The organism is Thioclava arctica, assembly GCF_040892615.1.
Lineage (GTDB): Bacteria > Pseudomonadota > Alphaproteobacteria > Rhodobacterales > Rhodobacteraceae > Thioclava > Thioclava arctica.
The window spans coordinates 21,799-40,023 of sequence record NZ_JBFRYC010000008.1 but is presented as its reverse complement, the minus strand read 5'-3'; the positions used below and the strand labels follow the sequence as shown (position 1 = coordinate 40,023).

Genomic DNA, 18,225 nt, shown 5'->3' with positions numbered 1-18,225 from the left:
GCAAATGGACGGGTTCACCATCGTTGATGCCATCGTGGCGATTGTCATCATTCTCTCGGCGATCCTCGCCTATTCCCGCGGTTTCGTGCGCGAAGGGCTGGCGATTGTCGGCTGGATCGCAGCAGCGGTCATCGCCTATGCCTTTGCCAATCAGGCCCGCCCGCTGGTGCAACAGATCCCGGGGCTCGACAAATTCATCGGCAATAGCTGCGAATTGGGCATGATTGGCGGCTTTGCGGTGGTGTTTGCCGTGGCTTTGGTGGTGTTTTCGATCCTCACGCCGCTGTTTGCCTCGGCGGTGCAACGCTCGGCCCTTGGCGGTCTCGATCAGGGGCTGGGGTTCCTGTTTGGCGTGCTGCGCGGCGTGATCTTGGTCGCCGTCGCCTTTGTCGTTTATGACCGCGTAATGGGCAATGACCCCGTGGCGATGGTCGATAATTCCCGCTCGGCCAAGGTGTTTGCGCGGATGTCAGGGCAGATGGATGAAACCATGCCCAGCGATGCGCCGGGCTGGATCGTGGCGCGCTATGAGGCGCTGGTGGCTACCTGCCCCGCCCCCCAAGGTGACGGCGCTGATCCTGCGCGTATTGATGAATTACCCAGCACTCCGGCGAATTGATGACGCCTGAATGACGGTTTTGATAGCGCGAGGGGTTAACACCTCTCGCGTTTCGCTTTAAACGGGCGACAACGCCCCTTCTTCCTGCGTTCATCGGAGCTGCCCCCATGTCCTGCCCCGCACCCGCTAAAACCCATTTCGCCGATCCCTTTGATGACGACAAGCTGCGTGAAGAATGCGGTGTGTTCGGCGTCGTTGGTGTCTCGGACGCGGCCAATTTCGTCGCCCTCGGCCTGCACGCGCTGCAACATCGCGGCCAAGAGGCAGGCGGCATCGTCGCCCATGACGCGGCCACCGGGTTCAACTCGGCCCATCGTTTCGGCTATGTACGCGACAATTTCACCAAATCGAGCTTGATGGAAACGCTGCCCGGCAATATCGCCATCGGCCATGTGCGCTATTCCACGGCTGGCTCCAAAGGGGCCGTGATCCGCGATATCCAGCCCTTCTTCGGCGAGTTCTCGATGGGCGGCTGTGCGGTGGCCCATAACGGCAATCTCACCAATGCCGACGCGCTACGCCGCGAGTTGATCGAGCGCGGCGCGATCTTTCAGTCCTCCTCGGATAGCGAATGCATCATTCACCTGATGGCGCGCTCGATCCAGCGCAAACATGCCGACCGGATCGCAGATGCGCTGCGCCGGGTTGAGGGCGCGTTCTCTATCGTGGCGATGACGCGCACCAAGCTGATCGGCGTGCGCGACCCGTTGGGCGTGCGCCCGTTGGTGCTGGGGAAGCTGGGCGAGAAGGGATATGTCCTGTCATCCGAAACCTGCGCGCTCGACATCATCGGCGCCGAGTTCGTGCGCGAGATCGAGCCGGGCGAAATGGTCGTCATTCAGGACGGCAAGATCGACAGCTCGCGCCCCTTCGGTCCCTCCACGGGTCGCTTCTGCATCTTCGAGCATGTCTATTTCTCGCGCCCCGATTCCATCATCGGCGGGCGTTCGATCTATGAAACGCGCCACGATATCGGCATTGAACTGGCCCGCGAAGCCCCTGTCGATGCCGATCTGGTTTGCCCGGTCCCCGATAGCGGCACCCCGGCGGCGATCGGTTTCAGCCAAGAAAGCGGCATCCCCTTTGCCCTCGGGATCACGCGCAACCAATATATGGGCCGCACCTTCATCGAGCCGACCGAGCAGATCCGCAACATGGGCGTGCGCCTCAAGCTCAACGTCAACAAGGCTCTGATCAAGGGCAAGCGGGTGATCCTGGTTGATGACTCTGTCGTGCGCGGCACCACCTCGCGCAAAATCAAGGACATGATCCTCGATGCGGGCGCGAAAGAGGTGCATTTCCGTATCGCCTCCCCGCCCACCGCTTGGCCCTGTTTCTACGGCGTCGATACGCCCAATCGCGACAAGCTTCTGGCGGCCCAGATGACCGAAGAAGAAATGCGCGAATGGGTGGGCGTGGATTCGCTAAAATTCATCTCGCTCGACGGGCTTTACCGCGCCGTGGGCGAAGCTGGCGGGCGCAACAACGCTTGCCCGCAATATTGCGACGCCTGCTTCTCGGGCGAGTATCCGGTCACACCTTCGGATCAGATCGAGAAGGGTTTCGAGATGAAGGCCGCCGAGTAAGCCTTTCATCTAGCTGAAAATACTCCCGCCGGAGGCTCTGACGTTTGAGCCTTGCGGCGGGGTCATTTGATCGCGATAGGTTTTGGGCGTTCGCACCTTGCATGACTCCACTGGAGCCCTGCATCCAGGGCGTTGCCCCGGATCGGTGCTCACTCCTCCTGACACCCGCTGAGAAGGCTTTGCGACTCGCCATCCTCGGAAATCCAATCCAGCGTCGCGCTTGAGCCTTTGGTCCACCAGACATAGCCCGCCTCGCCCTCGCCATCCTCGGCGTATTTCGCGCCGTCGGCCGAGCGGATATGGCTCATCACGACCATCCGCCCTTCCAGCATCAACACCACGCGCTGCGGATCGCTATCGTTGAGATAGGCGGCGGGGACACGTGCGCCGCGCTCACAGCTATAGATGCGCGTGATTACGCCATCTGTAGCCGAGGAATTGGTCAATGGGGCCAGCTGCTCGGGTGCAGGCGCGGGCGCGTCGCTGGTGTCTTGCGCAAAAGCCGGTGCGGCCAGCAGCAAGCACAACGCGCAGGCAAACGCCCTCATGCTTGTTCCTCAACGCGATCGGCAAGGGCCTCGGCACGCGCGGCGATCTCGGCCAGTGTCTCGGTCACCTCCGAGGGCACCACGGCCACTTCGACGCGCGCAGGATTGGCCTGCAACTCGTCAATCTTGGCCTGCAATTCGCCCACCTTGTTTTGCGCCTCGCGCAGTTGATCATCAATCCCGGCTGCTTTGTCAGCCAGCATCAACCCGGCCATCAACAGCATCCGCGTCTCGGGCAGCCGCCCGATCTGGCCCAGCAAAACCTGCGCCTCATTGTCCAGCATCGCGGCCGCGGTGCGCAGGAAATGCTCTTCGCCCTGCTGGCAGGCCACCTGAAAATCACGGCCACCGATGGAAACGGTCAAGTCAGGCATCTTGCGACTCCTCTTCAGCCTGCGCGAGGATCGGGGCGAGCCCGTCAAGAATATCGCCCAACTCGTTGAATTCGCTGGCGCGCGCGGCGCGCAGGGCCGTCAACTCGGCCATCAAGGCTTCTTCTGAAAACGCCACGCCCTCATCCATCAGCTTGCGATTGGACGCGATCAGCGCGGTGTTCGCAGCCTTTAACGCAGCCACCTCTTTGAACGCAGCTTCCTGGGCGCGCACGGCGGCTCCGTATTTGCGCTCCATCGCGTTCAGCGTGGTATCCTGTTTTTCCCGGATCGCGCGCACGCGTTCAGAGAGCTGCGCATTGGCCTCGCGCTCAGCATCCAGCGCGGCCTGCATCTGTGCGAGGTCTGAACTGGGCGCCGCATCGGGCACTTGCGGCGCGGCAAGCACCTCTGACTCAGGAGGCGCGGCCTCAGGGAGCGCGGCCTCGGGCGCTGCCGTTTCGGGCGCAGCCATCTGTTCAAACGCCGCTTCTTGCAGGTGCTCTGGCTCGGCCTCTGGCTCGGCCGGCGCAACCCGCTTTTGTGCCAGCACCTCAACCCCGCGCCCGATCCTCTCAAGCGCAAAAGAGATGCGGCGTTCGTATTCGGCAATCTCGCTCATACGCGCCTCCTCATCGGTCTGCTGTCCCGCATTTGTCCCGAATCGCATTCGAGGGCAGGATTTTGCTCAGTTTAACCCTGTTGCATGAGCCAAGCCCACCCTTTTGCCTCAAGCACTTGTGGGCCAAGCTTGATCTTGCCCCGATCCCTGCTATCAGAGGGCCTAAATACCCATCTGTTGCCTGAAAGGAACCGCCATGGAAATCGAAGAGCTGCGCAAGGCCCATCCCGAACATTGGAAACTGGCCTCGGCGATCCGCGCCCTCGCGATGGATGCGGTGCAAGCCGCCAATTCCGGGCATCCCGGCGCGCCGATGGGTCTGGCCGACGTCGCCACCGTGCTGTTCTCCAAGCACCTGAAATTTGACGCATCAGCCCCGAAATGGGCAGATCGTGACCGTTTCGTGCTGTCAGCGGGCCATGCCTCGATGCTGGTCTATGCGCTGTTGCATCTCTCGGGGGATCAGCAAGTCACGCTCGAGCAGATCAAGAATTTCCGCCAGATGGGCGCGCTGACGGCGGGCCACCCGGAAAACTTCCTGCTCGACGCTGTGGAAACCACGACCGGCCCGCTGGGTCAGGGCATTGCGACCGCCGTGGGCATGGCAATCGCCGAGGAATCGCTGCGCGCCCATTGGGGCAAAAAGCTTGTCGATCACCGCACCTGGGTGATCGTGGGCGATGGCTGCTTGATGGAAGGCATTTCCCAAGAAGCGATCGGTCTGGCGGGCATGCAAGAGCTGAACAATCTGATTGTGCTGTGGGACAACAACGACATCACCATCGACGGTCGCGTCTCGATGTCTGACAAGACCGATCAGCGCGCGCGCTTTGCCGCCTCGGGTTGGAGCGTGCTGCATTGCGACGGTCACGATCCGGTCGATATCGACCGTGCGCTGACTGCGGCCAAGAAAGCCAAGGGCCCGGTTCTGGTGGATTGCAAAACCATTATCGGCTTTGGCGCGCCCAATAAATCTGACAGCTACGCGGCGCATGGCTCGCCCCTCGGTGATGAGGAAATCGCGCGCACCAAGGCGATTTACGGTTGGAATCACGGCCCCTTCGAGATCCCCGCCGACATCAAATCGGCTTGGGAAGCGATTGGCAGCCGGGGCGCGACTGAGCGCGCCGAATGGGAAGAGCGTTTTGCGGCACTTTCCGACAACAAACGCGGGGAATTCACCCGCATCATGACCGGCACTGTCTCGAAAAAGCTGGTTGGCGCGATCCGCAATTTCAAGAAAGAGCAAGCCGAGGCCGCCCCCAAGGTCGCCACCCGCAAAGCCAGCGAGATGGTGCTGGGCGTGATCAACCCCGCCTGCCCCGAAACGCTGGGCGGCTCGGCTGATCTGACCGGCTCGAACCTGACGAAATCCAAGGAAATGTCGGTCTTCAACCCGGAGAACCGCAAGGGTCGCTACATCCATTACGGCATTCGTGAGCATGGCATGGCGGCGGCGATGAACGGCATGTTCCTGCATGGCGGCGTGCGCCCCTATGGCGGGACATTCTTCTGCTTTACCGATTACGCGCGCGGAGCGATGCGCCTGTCTGCACTGATGAAAGTGCCCACCGTTTACGTCATGACCCATGACAGCATCGGTCTGGGCGAAGATGGCCCGACCCACCAACCGGTCGAGCATCTCGCGATCTGCCGCGCCACGCCCAACACGCTGACCTTCCGCCCCGCCGATGTGGTGGAAACCGCCGAGGCGTGGGAAATCGCGATGAGCCAAGAGGGCACGCCCTCGATTCTGGCGCTGAGCCGGCAGAACCTGCCCACGCTGCGCACCGAATACAAACCGCAAAACCTGACGGCGAAAGGCGCTTATGTCATCGCCGAGGCCGAGGGCAAGCGTCAGGCGATCCTGATGGCCACCGGCTCCGAGGTGGAAATCGCGATGAAAGCGCGCGAGATCCTGCAAGCTCAGGCGATTGGCACGCGGGTCGTCTCAATGCCCTGCATGGAGCTGTTCGCTGCCCAAGACGAAAGCTATCGCAAGCGCATCTTGCCGCCCAATTCGGTGCGTGTCGCCGTTGAGGCCGCCGTGCGCCAACCTTGGGATCGCTGGCTGCTGGGTGAGCGGGGCCGCGAGGCCAAGGCCGGGTTTGTCGGCATGGATCGCTTTGGCGCCTCTGCCCCGGCGGGTGAGCTGTATGAAAAATTCGGCATCACCCCCGAGGCTGTGGCCGACAAGGTCAAAGCCCTCCTCTGATGGCTCTGCCCACCATCAAGACCGTTTCGAGGGGGCCCGCCGTGGCCCCCTCTTTTCATCCCGACCGACCCGGTCTGGCGGTGGTCTTCATGCTGGGCGCGTTTTCGATGCTCACCCTGATGGATGCTTTCGCCAAGCTGCTGGGCCAGGGCTATCATCCGCTGCTGATCGTCTGGGCGCGTTTTGGGGTGAATGCGCTGGTACTGGGGGCGATTTTCGGGCGCTCGGTGCCGCGCCGGTTGCGCACCCGCCAGCCCGTATTGCAGGCCGGGCGCGCGCTGTTCCAGATGGGCGCGATCGTGTCGTTTTTCTTCGCGCTGCGCTATATCGGCTTGGCGCAGGCCACGGCCCTTGGTGATCTGAACCCGGTGATCGTGACGCTGGGGGCGGCGCTGTTTCTGGGCGAGCGGCTAGGCGTGCATCGCATCTTCGGGATCGCGGCTGCGTTCATTGGCGCGATGATCATCCTGCGTCCCGGCACCGGCATGTTTCACCCGGCAGCCCTACTGGCACTGTTAGCCGCATTCAGCTTTGCAGGCGCCGTTTTGCTCACACGGCAGGTGCGCGGCGATAGTGCGGCGACCTCGCAGCTTTGGTCCTCGTTGGTCGGGCTGGCGCTGTCCTCACTGGCCCTGCCCTTCATCTGGCAACCCATCGCTTGGGGAGATCTGTGGGTTTTCGCAGGCCTCGGGCTGGCGGGCAGCCTTAGCCAATTCCTGCTGATCCGGGCATTTTCGCTAGGCGAGGCGGGCACATTGGCCCCGTTTGGGTATTCGGGGCTGATCTTTGCCTCGTTCTGGGGCTGGCTGATGTTTGACCAACTGCCCGATAGCGCCACGATTCTGGGGGCGCTTGTGATCATCGGCGCGGGGCTTTATGTCTGGTCACGCGAGCGCCGCGCGGCGCGCCTTCCAACAGACAGCCCGCGATGAAAAACGACACGATTTCCCTTTCCGATCGCCTGTCCAACGCCGTTTTCGTGACGGTGATGAAGCTGGTGCAAATGCTGCCCTATGAGCGGCGCATCCCGCTGGCCGGGCGTTTGGTGGCGCGCGCCGCTCCCATGATCGGGTTTACCCGCCGGGTGCGCGAGAATTTGGCGCTGACCTGCCCCGATCTGCCCGAGGCCGAGGTCAAACGCCTTGAACGCGCGGTGCCTGACAATCTGGGCCGGATGCTGGCAGAGATCTATTCGGGCGAGGAATTTCTGGCCCGCGTGCGCGATCTGCCCATCGAAGGCCCCGGCGCCGAGGTCCTTGCGCGCGCCCATGCCGAAGACCGCCCCGTGGTGCTGGCGGTGGGGCATTTTGGCAATTACGACGCTTGGCGCGGCGCGCTTGTGGCGCGTGGCTATCGGGTGGGTGCAATCTACCGCCCGATGAACAATGCCGCCTTTAACGCGCAATATGTCGCTGCGATCTCCGCCATTGCCGAGCCGCTTTTCGCGCGCTCGCGGCGTGGGCTGGCCGAGATGATGAAATATCTGCGCGATGGCGGGATGGTGGCCTTCGGCTTTGATCAGTATTTCAAGCGCGGTGCGGATCTGACCTTTTTCGGCCAGCCCGCGCGCACGCCGCTGTCAGCGGCGGAAATGGCGCTCAAGATGAAAGCCGAGCTGATTCAAGTCTACGCGGTTCGTCAGCCTGACGGGCTGACCTTTCGTATCCTCGTTGACGCGCCTGTGCCCCATAGCGATGCCGAGACGATGACGCAGGCGCTCAACGACGCCCTTGAGGCGCGGGTGCGCGATCATATGGATCAGTGGTTCTGGATACATCGCCGCTGGAAGCAGCGCGGTTAACGGTCTGGCTTACTCAAGGCGACCCGCGGCCAGAATTTTGCCCGGCAGCGGCACGCCCTGCCCCGGCTGGGCCGCTTGCACGATCACCACGCCCGGATCAGTGCCATCCAGATCAACCTTGATCCGGGTCGGCGTCTTGCCGTCCCATTCCGCCACCGCATGCCATTCGGTCACGATGTTGCGGTAATCAATCGTCTGGCCGGCGTTTTCACCGCGCAAGATCGCGATGCGCGCCTCGGGCATGTAGCGCACGATCTGCACCACAGCGGGCGCGCTGAGCGGCGGGTCCGCCGAAAGCAACACCTCATAGTCGCCGTCTGCGCCGCTGATTTTCAAATGAACCGGCTGGCGCACGGCGCTTTGCTGGGCAATCGCAACTTTCAATTCGTCTTTTTGCACGCCAACCAGCGCCGTCGTGCCGCCGACAATCATTTGCGGCGTGTAGACGGTGCGCTCTCGGGCGGCGCGAGCATAGGCTTTTTGGCGCGCAGTGAATTCGGCTTTGCCAAAGGGATCTTTCCAGCCCAGATAATCCCAGTAATCGACATGCAGCGCGAGCGCGATCACGTCGTCACGATCGGCATATGTCTGAAACAGCGCATCTGCGGGCGGGCAAGATGAACAGCCCTGCGAGGTGAACAATTCAACCACGATCGGGTCATGCGCGGGCGTATCGTCGCTAGGCGACACTTGTCCCGCCATTGAGCGCACCAACGCATCCGCAGCGTTGCGCCGCATTCCCGGTGGGGCATCGGGCTTGATGAGCGGCGTCTCGGCAGGCTTGGCTGTGGGCGCGGATTGGGGTGCGCTTGGCGCGCTGTCTTGCGCAAAAACGGTTTCTGGCAGCCAAAAGCTACCCAATGCCAAACCAAGGCAGACCGTCACCGAAGCGCTGATACCTGCGCGTGCCATTGAAACCCTTCCAAACTCTCGTCCTTATATCTAGCGTTGACGACCACACCAGAGCCAATCAAGGTTTTGCGAGAATTCGTTGCGTAACTGTTGCGCAGGGTGGCCCCCCCGCGCGCGGACGAACTTGCAGACCTTGGCACCCTTTGCGGACCAAATTCGCCCTCTTTGTGTGCAACGGTATACAAAAAGTAGCACGCGCCTCTTGAACGCGCGCCCCGCTTGGGGCAAACACTGTCTCAGCGACACCCTTAGGACCCATGAAGGGAGGCCATCTCATGCCCATCGTCACCGGTAAAGACTCTGCCAAGACCCGCCGCGAGCTAAGCGTCGGCTCCAAGACATTCACCTATTATTCGATCCCCGCCGCCACCGAGGCCGGTCTGGGCGAATTCACCAAACTCCCCGCCTCTCTCAAAGTGGTGCTGGAAAACCTGCTGCGCTTTGAGGATGACGGGTTCACCGTCTCGCTTGAAGACATCAAGGCGTTTGGCGAATGGGCCAAGCAAGGCGGCAAGAACCCGCGCGAGATCGCCTATCGCCCGGCGCGTGTTCTGATGCAGGATTTCACCGGCGTTCCCGCCGTTGTGGACCTCGCGGCAATGCGCGACGGCATCAAGGGCCTTGGCGGCGATGCGCAAAAGATCAACCCGCTGGTGCCTGTCGATCTGGTGATCGACCACTCGGTGATGATCGACGAATTCGGCAACCCGCGCGCCTTCCAGATGAACGTGGATCGCGAATACGAGCGCAATATCGAGCGCTACCAGTTCCTCAAATGGGGCCAGACCGCGTTTGAAAACTTCCGCGTGGTACCGCCGGGCACCGGCATCTGCCACCAGGTGAACCTGGAATATCTGGCCCAGACCGTTTGGACTGACAAGGATCAGACCGGCGCTCAGATCGCCTATCCCGATACGCTGGTGGGCACCGATTCCCACACCACCATGGTCAACGGCGCGGCCGTTCTGGGCTGGGGCGTTGGCGGGATCGAGGCCGAGGCCGGGATGCTGGGTCAACCGATCTCGATGCTGATCCCCGAGGTCGTCGGCTTCAAGCTGACGGGCGCGATGGTCGAAGGCACCACCGGCACCGACCTTGTGCTCAAAGTCGTCGAAATGCTGCGCGCCCATGGCGTGGTTGGCAAATTCGTCGAATTCTACGGCGAAGGTCTGGATCATCTGCCGCTGGCACAGCGTGCCACGATCGCCAACATGGCACCGGAATATGGCGCAACTTGCGGCTTCTTCCCGGTTGATGACGAAACCTTGCGCTATCTGGAACAAACCGGTCGCGACAAGGACCGCATCGCGCTGGTCGAAGCCTATGCCAAGGCCAACGGCATGTGGCGTGGGGCCGATTACGCGCCGATCTATTCGTCCACGCTGGAACTCGACATGGGCACGATTGTGCCTGCGATCTCGGGCCCCAAACGCCCGCAAGATTACCTGCCGCTGACCACCGCTTCTGCGGCGTTCGCGAACGTGATCAACGAGTTCCGCGGCAAGGACGACTCGGAGGCGGCACATGACATGGCCGCTGAGGGTCCGATTCCAACCAAAACGATCAAAGCCAAGTCCGCCAAGGTCGCGGGCGAAGATTACGAACTGCACGACGGCTCGGTCGTGATCGCCTCGATCACGTCCTGCACCAACACCTCCAACCCCTATGTGATGATCGCTGCCGGTCTGGTGGCGCGCAAAGCCCGCGCGCTGGGTCTAAACCGCAAGCCTTGGGTGAAAACTTCGCTCGCACCCGGGTCGCAGGTCGTGTCGGAGTATCTTGAGGCCGCAAACCTGCAAGAAGATCTCGACGCGGTGGGCTTTGACCTTGTGGGTTATGGCTGCACCACCTGTATCGGCAACTCCGGCCCGCTTCAGCCCGAGATCTCCACGGCGATCAACGACAATGACCTGATCGCAACCTCGGTTCTGTCGGGCAACCGCAACTTTGAAGGGCGTATCAGCCCCGATGTGCGCGCCAACTACCTCGCTTCGCCCCCCCTTGTGGTGGCCTATGCGCTGGCCGGTGACATGAATATCGACATCACCTCGCAGCCGCTGGCGCAAACCCCCGATGGCAAGGATGTCTATCTCAAGGACATCTGGCCGACCGACAAGGAAATTGCCGATCTGGTCCAAAAGGTCGTCACCCGCGACAAGTTCATCGACAAATACGCCGATGTCTTCAAAGGCGACGAGAAATGGCAGGCCGTGGACGTGTCAGGGGGCGAGACCTATGACTGGCCGCCGACCTCGACCTACATCCAGAACCCGCCCTATTTCCGGGGTATGTCGCCCGAGGCTGGCGTGATCTCGGATGTCAAAGGTGCGGGCATTCTCGCCGTGCTGGGCGATTTCGTGACCACCGACCACATCTCGCCGGCAGGCTCGTTCAAACCCGATACGCCTGCGGGCAAATATCTGGTCGAGCGTCAGGTCGCACCGAAAGACTTCAACTCCTACGGCTCGCGTCGTGGCAACCACGAAGTCATGATGCGCGGCACCTTCGCCAATATCCGCATCAAGAACGAGATGCTCGATGGTGTCGAGGGCGGCTATACCAAGGGCCCCGATGGTAAGCAGACCTCAATCTACGACGCCGCGATGGCCTATGCCGAGCAAGGCAAGCCGCTGGTGATCTTTGGTGGCGAACAGTATGGCGCGGGCTCGTCGCGTGACTGGGCGGCCAAGGGCACCAACCTGCTGGGCGTCAAGGCCGTGATCGCGGAAAGCTTTGAGCGTATCCACCGCTCGAACCTTGTTGGCATGGGCGTGATCCCGTTCGAGTTCACCGACGGCCAGACCCGCAAGGATCTGAACCTGACGGGCGCGGAAGAGGTCACGATCACCGGGCTGGAAGGCGATATCAAACCGCAGTCGATCGTGCCCTGCACCATCACCTACGCGGACGGCTCGACCAAAGAGATCAAGCTGAAAAGCCGGATCGATACCGCAGTCGAGATCGAATACCTGCGCAATGGCGGCGTGCTGCAATATGTGCTGCGCAATCTGGCCAAAGCCTGATTTCAGCGTTGAGAGAATTGGAAAGGCCCCGCATTCGCGGGGCCTTTTTGATTACTCGGCGCGATCACAGATAATGTCTGCCCAATGCCGATTCACCGAGAGTGCGATCGAAACCAACACATACCCCCAGCCGACAAACGGAATCATCCGCAAGGACAGTGCCGCAAGCAGCTTGGAAAAGGCTTTTTTGCCGGCCTTTTCGATGAACATTTCGAGGAAGGTCTTTTCGCCAAACAATGTCAGGAGTTTTTTGCAGCCGTCGAAAAATCGTTCGATATCCTTTTTCTTGACTGCATCGGCCATGTCATCCATCGTCTGCTCGCCGCCGATCGCCTTCAGCACTTCTTCGATTATCTCCGACTCATCAAGAAGCCCAAGAGCGTCCAGGAAAATCTCCCAAGCGGTTCTTGCTGCCGCGGGACAGGTTGTCTTTGATGGGACCTGTTCGATGGGGATCGCCACCACCTGATCTGGACTAGGGATCGGTGCGACACCAGCCAGAAGCATAGCATCATAGAGCGTCTCTTGGCCTTCTATGACGAACGGGCGCAACTCCTCGGCAGGAATCTCGACTGCGGCATCAGCAAGCTGGCGTCGCCCTTGGAAATCGGTGTCCTGCCAAGCCTTTGCGGTTTGCGCGTTGATCGGGAACGAAGCCTCTGCCACATTTGCAGCAAGCGTATCTGCAATGGAGCGCGAGGCGTCGAGGGCGGCTTTGAAACGCTCGAAATCTTGGGCGAATGCAACGCCGGGAAATATCCCTGTGGCCAGTGGGGCGAGCAGGGCCGTGCCCAAGACTTTACGGCGACAAAATACGGAAGATGCAATCATCGGTCAAACTCCGAACAGCCATAAATGAAGTTCTTCGGGTAAGGATGACACAGGATGACCTTACGTCAACAATTAATCCGCCAAGCGGATCGGGAACTCCGCCAGCAATGCAGCCTGCTCCGCGCTCAGCGCTTCGGTGCGCACGATTTGGGTGTGGATCGAAAACACCACCGCGCGGGTTTCGGGCAAGCGCACAAGGCCCTGTCGTTCCACCCGGATGAATTTCGAGGCTGCGCTTCCATGGTCATATTCGTATTCCGAGCGCGGATCGGCGAGAAACGCATCGGAATGAGACGCCGTGCCGCGCATCAGCCCGCGCCCCGGTTGCACCCCATCCATCAGGCGTTGCACCCGCGCACCCAGATCGTCGGTGTAAATCTCGATCGGTTTGTGGATGCGCATCATCGCGCGGCCAAATTTCTCGGTCAGCCGCCAGCCAGAGGGGAAACACAGCACGCCGCCAGTCAGCACATGTTCGCCCTGCCCCGTGCCCTCAGGATCGGCTTGCAGAAGGCACAGATCCTCTTGCACCAGCCGCCCCAGCGTCATCAGCGGCTGCGTTGGATCAAGCGCCACGACGCGCCCATCGGGGCAAATCGCGCGGCCCCCTTGCAGATCAAATCCAAGACTGGGCAGGATGCCCAAGATCATCTGATAGAGCTCGGCGGCGGCGGGTTCGGCATTTGGGGCCAGCGCATGCACTTGATCGGGCGTCTCGGCCAAAAGTCGTTCGCGCAGCGCCATTTGCGCGCCATAGGCGCTGTCGACCTCTAGCCAATTCTCCGGGTCTAACGGCACCACGCCGGGCAGCCGCCGGGTGCGCGCCTCCATCCAGGGCGCAAAGCTGAGCGATGTTTGCAAGATCGGTTCCATCGCGCCAACCTGCCGTGCAATGCGCGCCCTCGCAAGTCGCGTTTTTGCAATTGCGGGCTTGCACCGCGCGTAACACCCCCCATATCGGGATCAGATGATGTAACGAGGCTTAACATGACCCGAGACGACACCCGCGCACTTTATATCGAACAGCGCGTCGCCAATGAAAAGAAATCGGCGCTGGCCGCCTATGCGATCTGGTTCTTCCTGCCGATGCTGGGCGTGCACCGGATGTATCTGGGGCGCGTCGGCTCGGGCGTGATCATGCTGCTGATGACCGGGATTGGCACATTGCTGGCGCCGATCCTGATTGGCTATGTCCCGCTGGCGCTGGTCGGGCTGTGGTGGCTGATCGATGCGCTGCTGATCCCCGGCATGATCAGCCAAAGCATGGCCGAGACCCGCTGGCGCTTGATGCAGGAAAGCTAAAGATCGAGTTCGGCCTCGATCGCCGCGATTTGGGCATGGGTGTCGATGGCCAGCTCAGAGATATTCTGCAAGCCGCGATCTTCAAGCACGGCACTGTCGGGATGGCTGTCGAGCCATGCCTGAATGCGACTGTCGCGCGCCTCTAAAAGCGCCTCGAATTGCGGGCGATAGAGGCTGACCATTGCGCTAAGCCACAGGTTTACAGCCCAGTTCGGATGCGCCAGTTCAATCGCGAAATGGTCCAAGAGACGGATCATGTCAGAGGCACGATAAAACGTCTCGTCGGTCACCCAGCGATTGGTGGTGAAAATCCGCAACGGCGTGCCCTTGGCGTTTACGCTGATCGCACCGATATGGGCAAATCGCGCGCCCGTATCATCTGGCGCATCGGCGGGAATTCTCGCGCCGGGCAAATCCCAAGGCGTAAGGTTCAGGCCCAACGCGTCAGGGCGCACGAACAGATGAAAATGCCCATTTTCGCTGCTGAGCATCTCATCGGCGGCATGGGCGTGATAGAAATACTGACAATGGGTTTCGGGGTCAAAAATGTCGCCCTTGGGATAGCGCTCCCATGTGGTGAAGGTGCCCTGATCGCGCAGCACTTCGGACAGCACGCTCATGCCCGATTTGCGCAGCACGGTTTCGCATTCGATCACTGTCTCGGCGGCGTCATGCATTTCTTCAAGGCGCCCGCGCGGCAGCTTTCTCAGCACGGGCGGTGCGATTTCAGCGCCAGAGCGCACAATTTGACCCATACTAACCCCTCACTCGACTGCAGCCGGTCTTATAAAAGCGGGACCGGCCAACCGACCGGTCCCGTTCATTTCACTACACCACCAGATCAGAGCGGCGGCAAGCCCAGGTCGACACGCACCTGCGCCTCGCGCGAGGTCTTGAGACCGACCTGACGGCCCTCTTCGATTGCGATTTCAGCGGGCACGCCCTTGGAGGCGCGATACAGCGCCCACATCGCGCCGACGCGGTTGGCGCTCTCGCAATGCAACAAGATCGGGTAGTTCGCCGGATCATCCGCAATCTTGGCGAATTCCGCGACCTGATCGGCAGTCGGTGCTTTGGTCGGAACGGCGATATGGATGTAATTCATCCCCGCCGTCTTGACCAAATCGCCTTCGTTGGGCGTGCCCTCATCGGGCTTGAGCAGGCTCACAACGGTTTTGAATCCCATCATCTTGAGCATCGGGATCCCGGTCGGGTCAATAAAACCACCCGTGCCGATATAGGGCGAGGCACGCAGGTAATTCACCACTATATTGGGCATCTCGTTGCCATAGGGGGCCTGCGCGGCCTTGACCGTCGTGTCAAAGGGGCCTTTGGCCATCGGTGCCGCATCGGCGGCTGTTGCGGCTGCCGCACCCGGCGCACAGGGGTTGGCCGCTGCTGCGCCCGGTGCGCAAGGGTTGGCAGGCACTGCCGCCGGGGCGCAAGGATTGACCACTGCGGCGGGCGCACAGGGGTTGGTGGCCTGCGCCGAAGCTGCCATCGGCAGTGCAGCGCTCATCGCCAGCGCCGTCATCGGCACCATTGCTGCGCGCATCAGGCTTTTACGAGTCTTGGTCTTTCTCAGTTTCATCAGTCTTTCCTCCCTCAAAAAATCGTCAAATCACGTTGGCCACAGGTCACGCTTGGCGCGTGGCTGCGGTCATGGTCAGGTCATCGGCCTCGTCATCGGGTGCACAGACCTCCTCAGACGTCAGCGGGCCGCCACGTGCGCGCTCCATCATCGTGCCAAGCCGGAAACCGATCGCGGCCAAAACCACCAGCACCAGCAGAACCACCCATTCGGGCAGGCCGAACAACTGCGGCAAGGTTTGCGCCGCCGGGCCCTGACCGGCCATATAAAAGCCCATCAGCGGCTCATACACCCAAGCGAAAGCCGAAGTGCCAATCACCATGCCCACGGCGAAAACCACCGCGTCGATGCGCCCCGAGGCCACGCCAACCACCGAGGTGCCCGGGCAATAGCCCCCAAGCGCGAACCCGGCCCCGATCAGCAGACCACCCGCAAGGATCGCCCAGAAGAACAGCGTCGGAATAAACACCGCATTGCCCGCCATCAGCCCCATCGAGCGCAGGATATACAGCCCGATTGCCGACACCAGAACGGCAGTGAACATCACCTTGAACACCGAGAAATCCCGCAGCGAAAACTGCGCCGTCAGCTTGCGCGCGCTGCCAAAGCCGGCGGCCTCAAGCGCGTAGCCAAACAGCACACCCGACAGCAAACCTGAGGCCACGCCGCCATCATAAAACGGAATACTCATTGCCAGACCCTCCGCATCAAAAAGGACACGGCAAAGCCTGCCGCGAAAAATCCGATCAGGAACACGAAACCTGCCACGGCAAGCGTGGCACCCCCCGACAGCCCCACACCCGAAGTGCAGCCGCGTGCCAGACGCGCGCCAAAGCCCACCAGCGCGCCCCCGATCAGCGCATACATCAACCTGTTGCCGCTGGACGTCGAAGGCCCGCGCTCCACTTTAACCGAAATGCGCCCGGCCCCTTTGGCGCCCAGAAACGCGCCGATCAGCACGCCCACGACTTCCCAGGTGATCCAGGACATCAGCGGATTGCCCGCCTTCATGAACGGCCCGAAATAGGCGTTCTCTGCGGTCGCGGTCGGGGCGACCCATTCATTGGCTTGCGCTGCGAATCGCGTCACGAAACCAGAAGCTCCCAGCCCGTGGCCGGTAATGATAAAGGTCAGCAAAAGCGCTAAACCCAGCACAATTCCCGCTGAAAGCGGTGACCAAAATGGCTTTGGAGTGTCTCTCATGGCAGTCTCCCTTTCTCCCATGTCGATATATTCAAACATGATGATACAAGAAGATGTGATGCAAGCAACGGATTTACTCGCCGCAGCGCAGCATCTCACCCGACTGGCACATTACTGCGAGACCGCATCGCGCCCGCTAGGCAAGCCCTCGCGGGGGGCGTATCTTGATCCCTCTGGTCCCGGGACAGCGCCCGCGACATCCTCGCGAAAAGGTGACCAAGATGGCCGGGGCGGAAAACATCTCGACAATCGCGGCGATCCACTTTGGCTATGGGCTGTCGCCCGACCAGCCTGCGCCACGCGATGCGCAGGCGCTGCGAAGCCAGCTTGATGAACCTGATAGCGCAGCGGTGCGCTGGCCGCTGCGTGGAACGGAATTTATGCGCCAACAAATGCGCGATATGTATGCGGCGCAGAAGGCCCAGCGTGAGGGCGATCAGACCGCCCAGACCCGGATCAGAGCCACGAGAGATATTCTCAACACACAGGTGCTGAACGGCTTGCGCGCCCAGCTTGCCCGCGCCAGCCTGTCGCCTCAGGGGTTTCGCGAACGGCTGCACTATTTCTGGTGCGATCACTTCACTGTGACCGCAAAGAACACCGTCACTGCCACTGCGCCCGATGCCTTTGCCAAAGAAGCGATTCGCCCCCATCTGACGGGCACATTCGCGCAAATGCTGCGCGCTGCCGTGACCCATCCGGCGATGTTGATGTATCTCGATCAGACCCGCTCGATCGGGCCACAAAGCGCCTTTGCCCAAAAGCGTAAAAAAGTCGGGCTGAATGAAAATCTGGGGCGGGAGGTGTTAGAGTTGCACACTCTGGGCGTCTCGGCCACCTATACGCAAACGGATGTGCGCGAGTTTTCCAAGCTCTTGACCGGACTGGGGTTCAACGCGCAACAGGGCTTTGCCTTTCATCCAAATTGGGCGCAACCGGGGGCCGAACTGGTGCTGGGGCGGCATTATGGCGGTGAAACCCCTGCCAAGCTTAGCGACATTTACGCAGCCCTTGACGATATCGCACTCAGCCCGGCTACGGCACATCATCTGGCCCATAAGCTGGCAGTGCATTTCGTGGCCGATCAGCCCGATCCAGATCTCGTTGCCCATATCGCCTCAGCCTATAGCGCCCATAATAGCGACCTGCGCGCCACCTACGCGGCGATGCTCGAGCACCCCGCTGCGTGGGTGCCGCTTGGGGGCAAAGCACGCCAGCCGTGGGATTTCATCGCCGCCAGCCTGCGCGCCATCAATCCCCCCGCCGCCTTGATTGACAGCCTCGACGACAAAAAGACTCGCTCGCGGTTTTACGCCCCGCTCAGAGCGATGGGGCAACCCAATCACAAGCCCCTTGGTCCGAATGGCTGGGCCGAAGACGCCACCGCGTGGATCACCCCGCAAGCGCTGGCCACACGGATCAACTGGTCGATGCGCATGGCGGCCCTTCACGAACGCCACCTGCCCGATCCGCGCCAGTTCGTCCAGACCGCCTTGGGCGATGCGGCAAGCCCGACCTTGGTGCAAGCCGCCGCGCGCGCCGAAAGCAAACGCAAGGGGATCGGACTGGTCCTTGCCTCGGCCAATTTCAACCGCCGCTAG

General features: G+C 61.4%; 18 protein-coding genes. 8 read left to right on the top strand and 10 right to left on the bottom strand.

Annotated elements, in window-relative coordinates; all coding sequences use genetic code 11:
* The first annotated feature begins 4 nt into the window (after nt 1–4).
* Nucleotides 5–619, top strand: a complete 615-nt coding sequence (locus tag AB4874_RS13410; protein WP_295532261.1) for a CvpA family protein — start codon at nt 5–7, stop codon at nt 617–619.
* A gap of 107 nt (nt 620–726) precedes the next feature.
* Nucleotides 727–2,205: an amidophosphoribosyltransferase gene (purF, locus tag AB4874_RS13405; RefSeq protein WP_295532259.1), complete on the top strand. Its 1,479-nt coding sequence runs from the start codon at nt 727–729 to the stop codon at nt 2,203–2,205.
* Between the two features lie 149 nt (nt 2,206–2,354).
* Here purF and AB4874_RS13400 read toward each other — a convergent pair whose 3' ends face one another.
* From AB4874_RS13400 to AB4874_RS13390, 3 genes are read right to left on the bottom strand one after another with little or no spacing between them, the layout of a single operon-like run.
* The gene (locus AB4874_RS13400) at nt 2,355–2,753 is read right to left on the bottom strand and encodes an MliC family protein (RefSeq protein WP_368392357.1); all 399 of its coding nucleotides are present in this window, start codon (nt 2,751–2,753) and stop codon (nt 2,355–2,357) included.
* Nucleotides 2,750–3,127 carry a cell division protein ZapA gene (locus tag AB4874_RS13395; RefSeq protein ID WP_295532256.1) on the bottom strand — a complete coding sequence of 126 codons (378 nt, stop codon included), beginning with the start codon at nt 3,125–3,127 and terminating at the stop codon, nt 2,750–2,752. Before AB4874_RS13395 ends, AB4874_RS13400 begins: the two co-directional genes overlap by 4 nt.
* A complete protein-coding gene (locus tag AB4874_RS13390) occupies nt 3,120–3,746 on the bottom strand; it encodes a hypothetical protein (RefSeq protein ID WP_368392356.1) in 627 nt (208 codons plus the stop codon). Before AB4874_RS13390 ends, AB4874_RS13395 begins: the two co-directional genes overlap by 8 nt.
* A gap of 196 nt (nt 3,747–3,942) precedes the next feature.
* Between AB4874_RS13390 and tkt the strand changes: the two genes are divergently transcribed.
* The 3 genes from tkt to AB4874_RS13375 are packed head-to-tail and all read left to right on the top strand — an operon-like array spanning nt 3,943 to nt 7,762.
* Nucleotides 3,943–5,961, top strand: a complete 2,019-nt coding sequence (gene tkt, locus AB4874_RS13385; RefSeq protein ID WP_295532252.1) for a transketolase — start codon at nt 3,943–3,945, stop codon at nt 5,959–5,961.
* 41 nt (nt 5,962–6,002) lie between these two features.
* Nucleotides 6,003–6,893: a DMT family transporter gene (locus tag AB4874_RS13380; RefSeq protein WP_295532250.1), complete on the top strand. Its 891-nt coding sequence runs from the start codon at nt 6,003–6,005 to the stop codon at nt 6,891–6,893.
* The gene (locus AB4874_RS13375; RefSeq protein WP_368392355.1) at nt 6,890–7,762 is read left to right on the top strand and encodes a lysophospholipid acyltransferase family protein; all 873 of its coding nucleotides are present in this window, start codon (nt 6,890–6,892) and stop codon (nt 7,760–7,762) included. The genes AB4874_RS13380 and AB4874_RS13375 overlap by 4 nt, the downstream gene beginning before the upstream one ends.
* A 9-nt stretch (nt 7,763–7,771) precedes the next feature.
* Here the strand turns inward: AB4874_RS13375 and AB4874_RS13370 are convergent, their stop codons facing one another.
* Nucleotides 7,772–8,674 carry a DUF1223 domain-containing protein gene (locus AB4874_RS13370; protein WP_368392354.1) on the bottom strand — a complete coding sequence of 301 codons (903 nt, stop codon included), beginning with the start codon at nt 8,672–8,674 and terminating at the stop codon, nt 7,772–7,774.
* Nucleotides 8,675–8,949: 275 nt separating this feature from the next.
* Between AB4874_RS13370 and acnA the strand changes: the two genes are divergently transcribed.
* Nucleotides 8,950–11,697, top strand: a complete 2,748-nt coding sequence (gene acnA / locus AB4874_RS13365) for an aconitate hydratase AcnA (RefSeq protein ID WP_368392353.1) — start codon at nt 8,950–8,952, stop codon at nt 11,695–11,697.
* 51 nt (nt 11,698–11,748) lie between these two features.
* On the opposite strand, the gene AB4874_RS13360 is transcribed toward acnA, so the two are convergent.
* Nucleotides 11,749–12,528, bottom strand: a complete 780-nt coding sequence (locus AB4874_RS13360; protein WP_368392352.1) for a hypothetical protein — start codon at nt 12,526–12,528, stop codon at nt 11,749–11,751.
* A gap of 72 nt (nt 12,529–12,600) precedes the next feature.
* Nucleotides 12,601–13,401 (bottom strand): heme-dependent oxidative N-demethylase family protein, encoded by an 801-nt coding sequence (locus tag AB4874_RS13355; RefSeq protein ID WP_368392351.1) that lies wholly within the window; start codon nt 13,399–13,401, stop codon nt 12,601–12,603.
* 114 nt (nt 13,402–13,515) lie between these two features.
* Between AB4874_RS13355 and AB4874_RS13350 the strand changes: the two genes are divergently transcribed.
* Nucleotides 13,516–13,830, top strand: a complete 315-nt coding sequence (locus AB4874_RS13350) for a TM2 domain-containing protein (protein WP_368392350.1) — start codon at nt 13,516–13,518, stop codon at nt 13,828–13,830.
* On the opposite strand, the gene AB4874_RS13345 is transcribed toward AB4874_RS13350, so the two are convergent.
* The 4 genes from AB4874_RS13345 to AB4874_RS13330 form a co-directional block, all read right to left on the bottom strand.
* Nucleotides 13,827–14,585: a DUF6969 family protein gene (locus tag AB4874_RS13345; protein WP_368392349.1), complete on the bottom strand. Its 759-nt coding sequence runs from the start codon at nt 14,583–14,585 to the stop codon at nt 13,827–13,829. The two genes, AB4874_RS13350 and AB4874_RS13345, sit on opposite strands and share 4 nt — an antisense overlap.
* A gap of 86 nt (nt 14,586–14,671) precedes the next feature.
* Nucleotides 14,672–15,421, bottom strand: a complete 750-nt coding sequence (locus AB4874_RS13340; protein WP_368392348.1) for a protein tyrosine phosphatase family protein — start codon at nt 15,419–15,421, stop codon at nt 14,672–14,674.
* A gap of 46 nt (nt 15,422–15,467) precedes the next feature.
* Entirely contained in the window at nt 15,468–16,112 is a 645-nt protein-coding gene (locus AB4874_RS13335) for a DUF6691 family protein (RefSeq protein ID WP_368392347.1), read from the bottom strand.
* Nucleotides 16,109–16,624: a YeeE/YedE thiosulfate transporter family protein gene (locus AB4874_RS13330; protein WP_368392346.1), complete on the bottom strand. Its 516-nt coding sequence runs from the start codon at nt 16,622–16,624 to the stop codon at nt 16,109–16,111. The genes AB4874_RS13335 and AB4874_RS13330 overlap by 4 nt, the downstream gene beginning before the upstream one ends.
* 221 nt (nt 16,625–16,845) lie before the next feature.
* Between AB4874_RS13330 and AB4874_RS13325 the strand changes: the two genes are divergently transcribed.
* Nucleotides 16,846–18,225: a DUF1800 domain-containing protein gene (locus tag AB4874_RS13325; RefSeq protein WP_368392345.1), complete on the top strand. Its 1,380-nt coding sequence runs from the start codon at nt 16,846–16,848 to the stop codon at nt 18,223–18,225.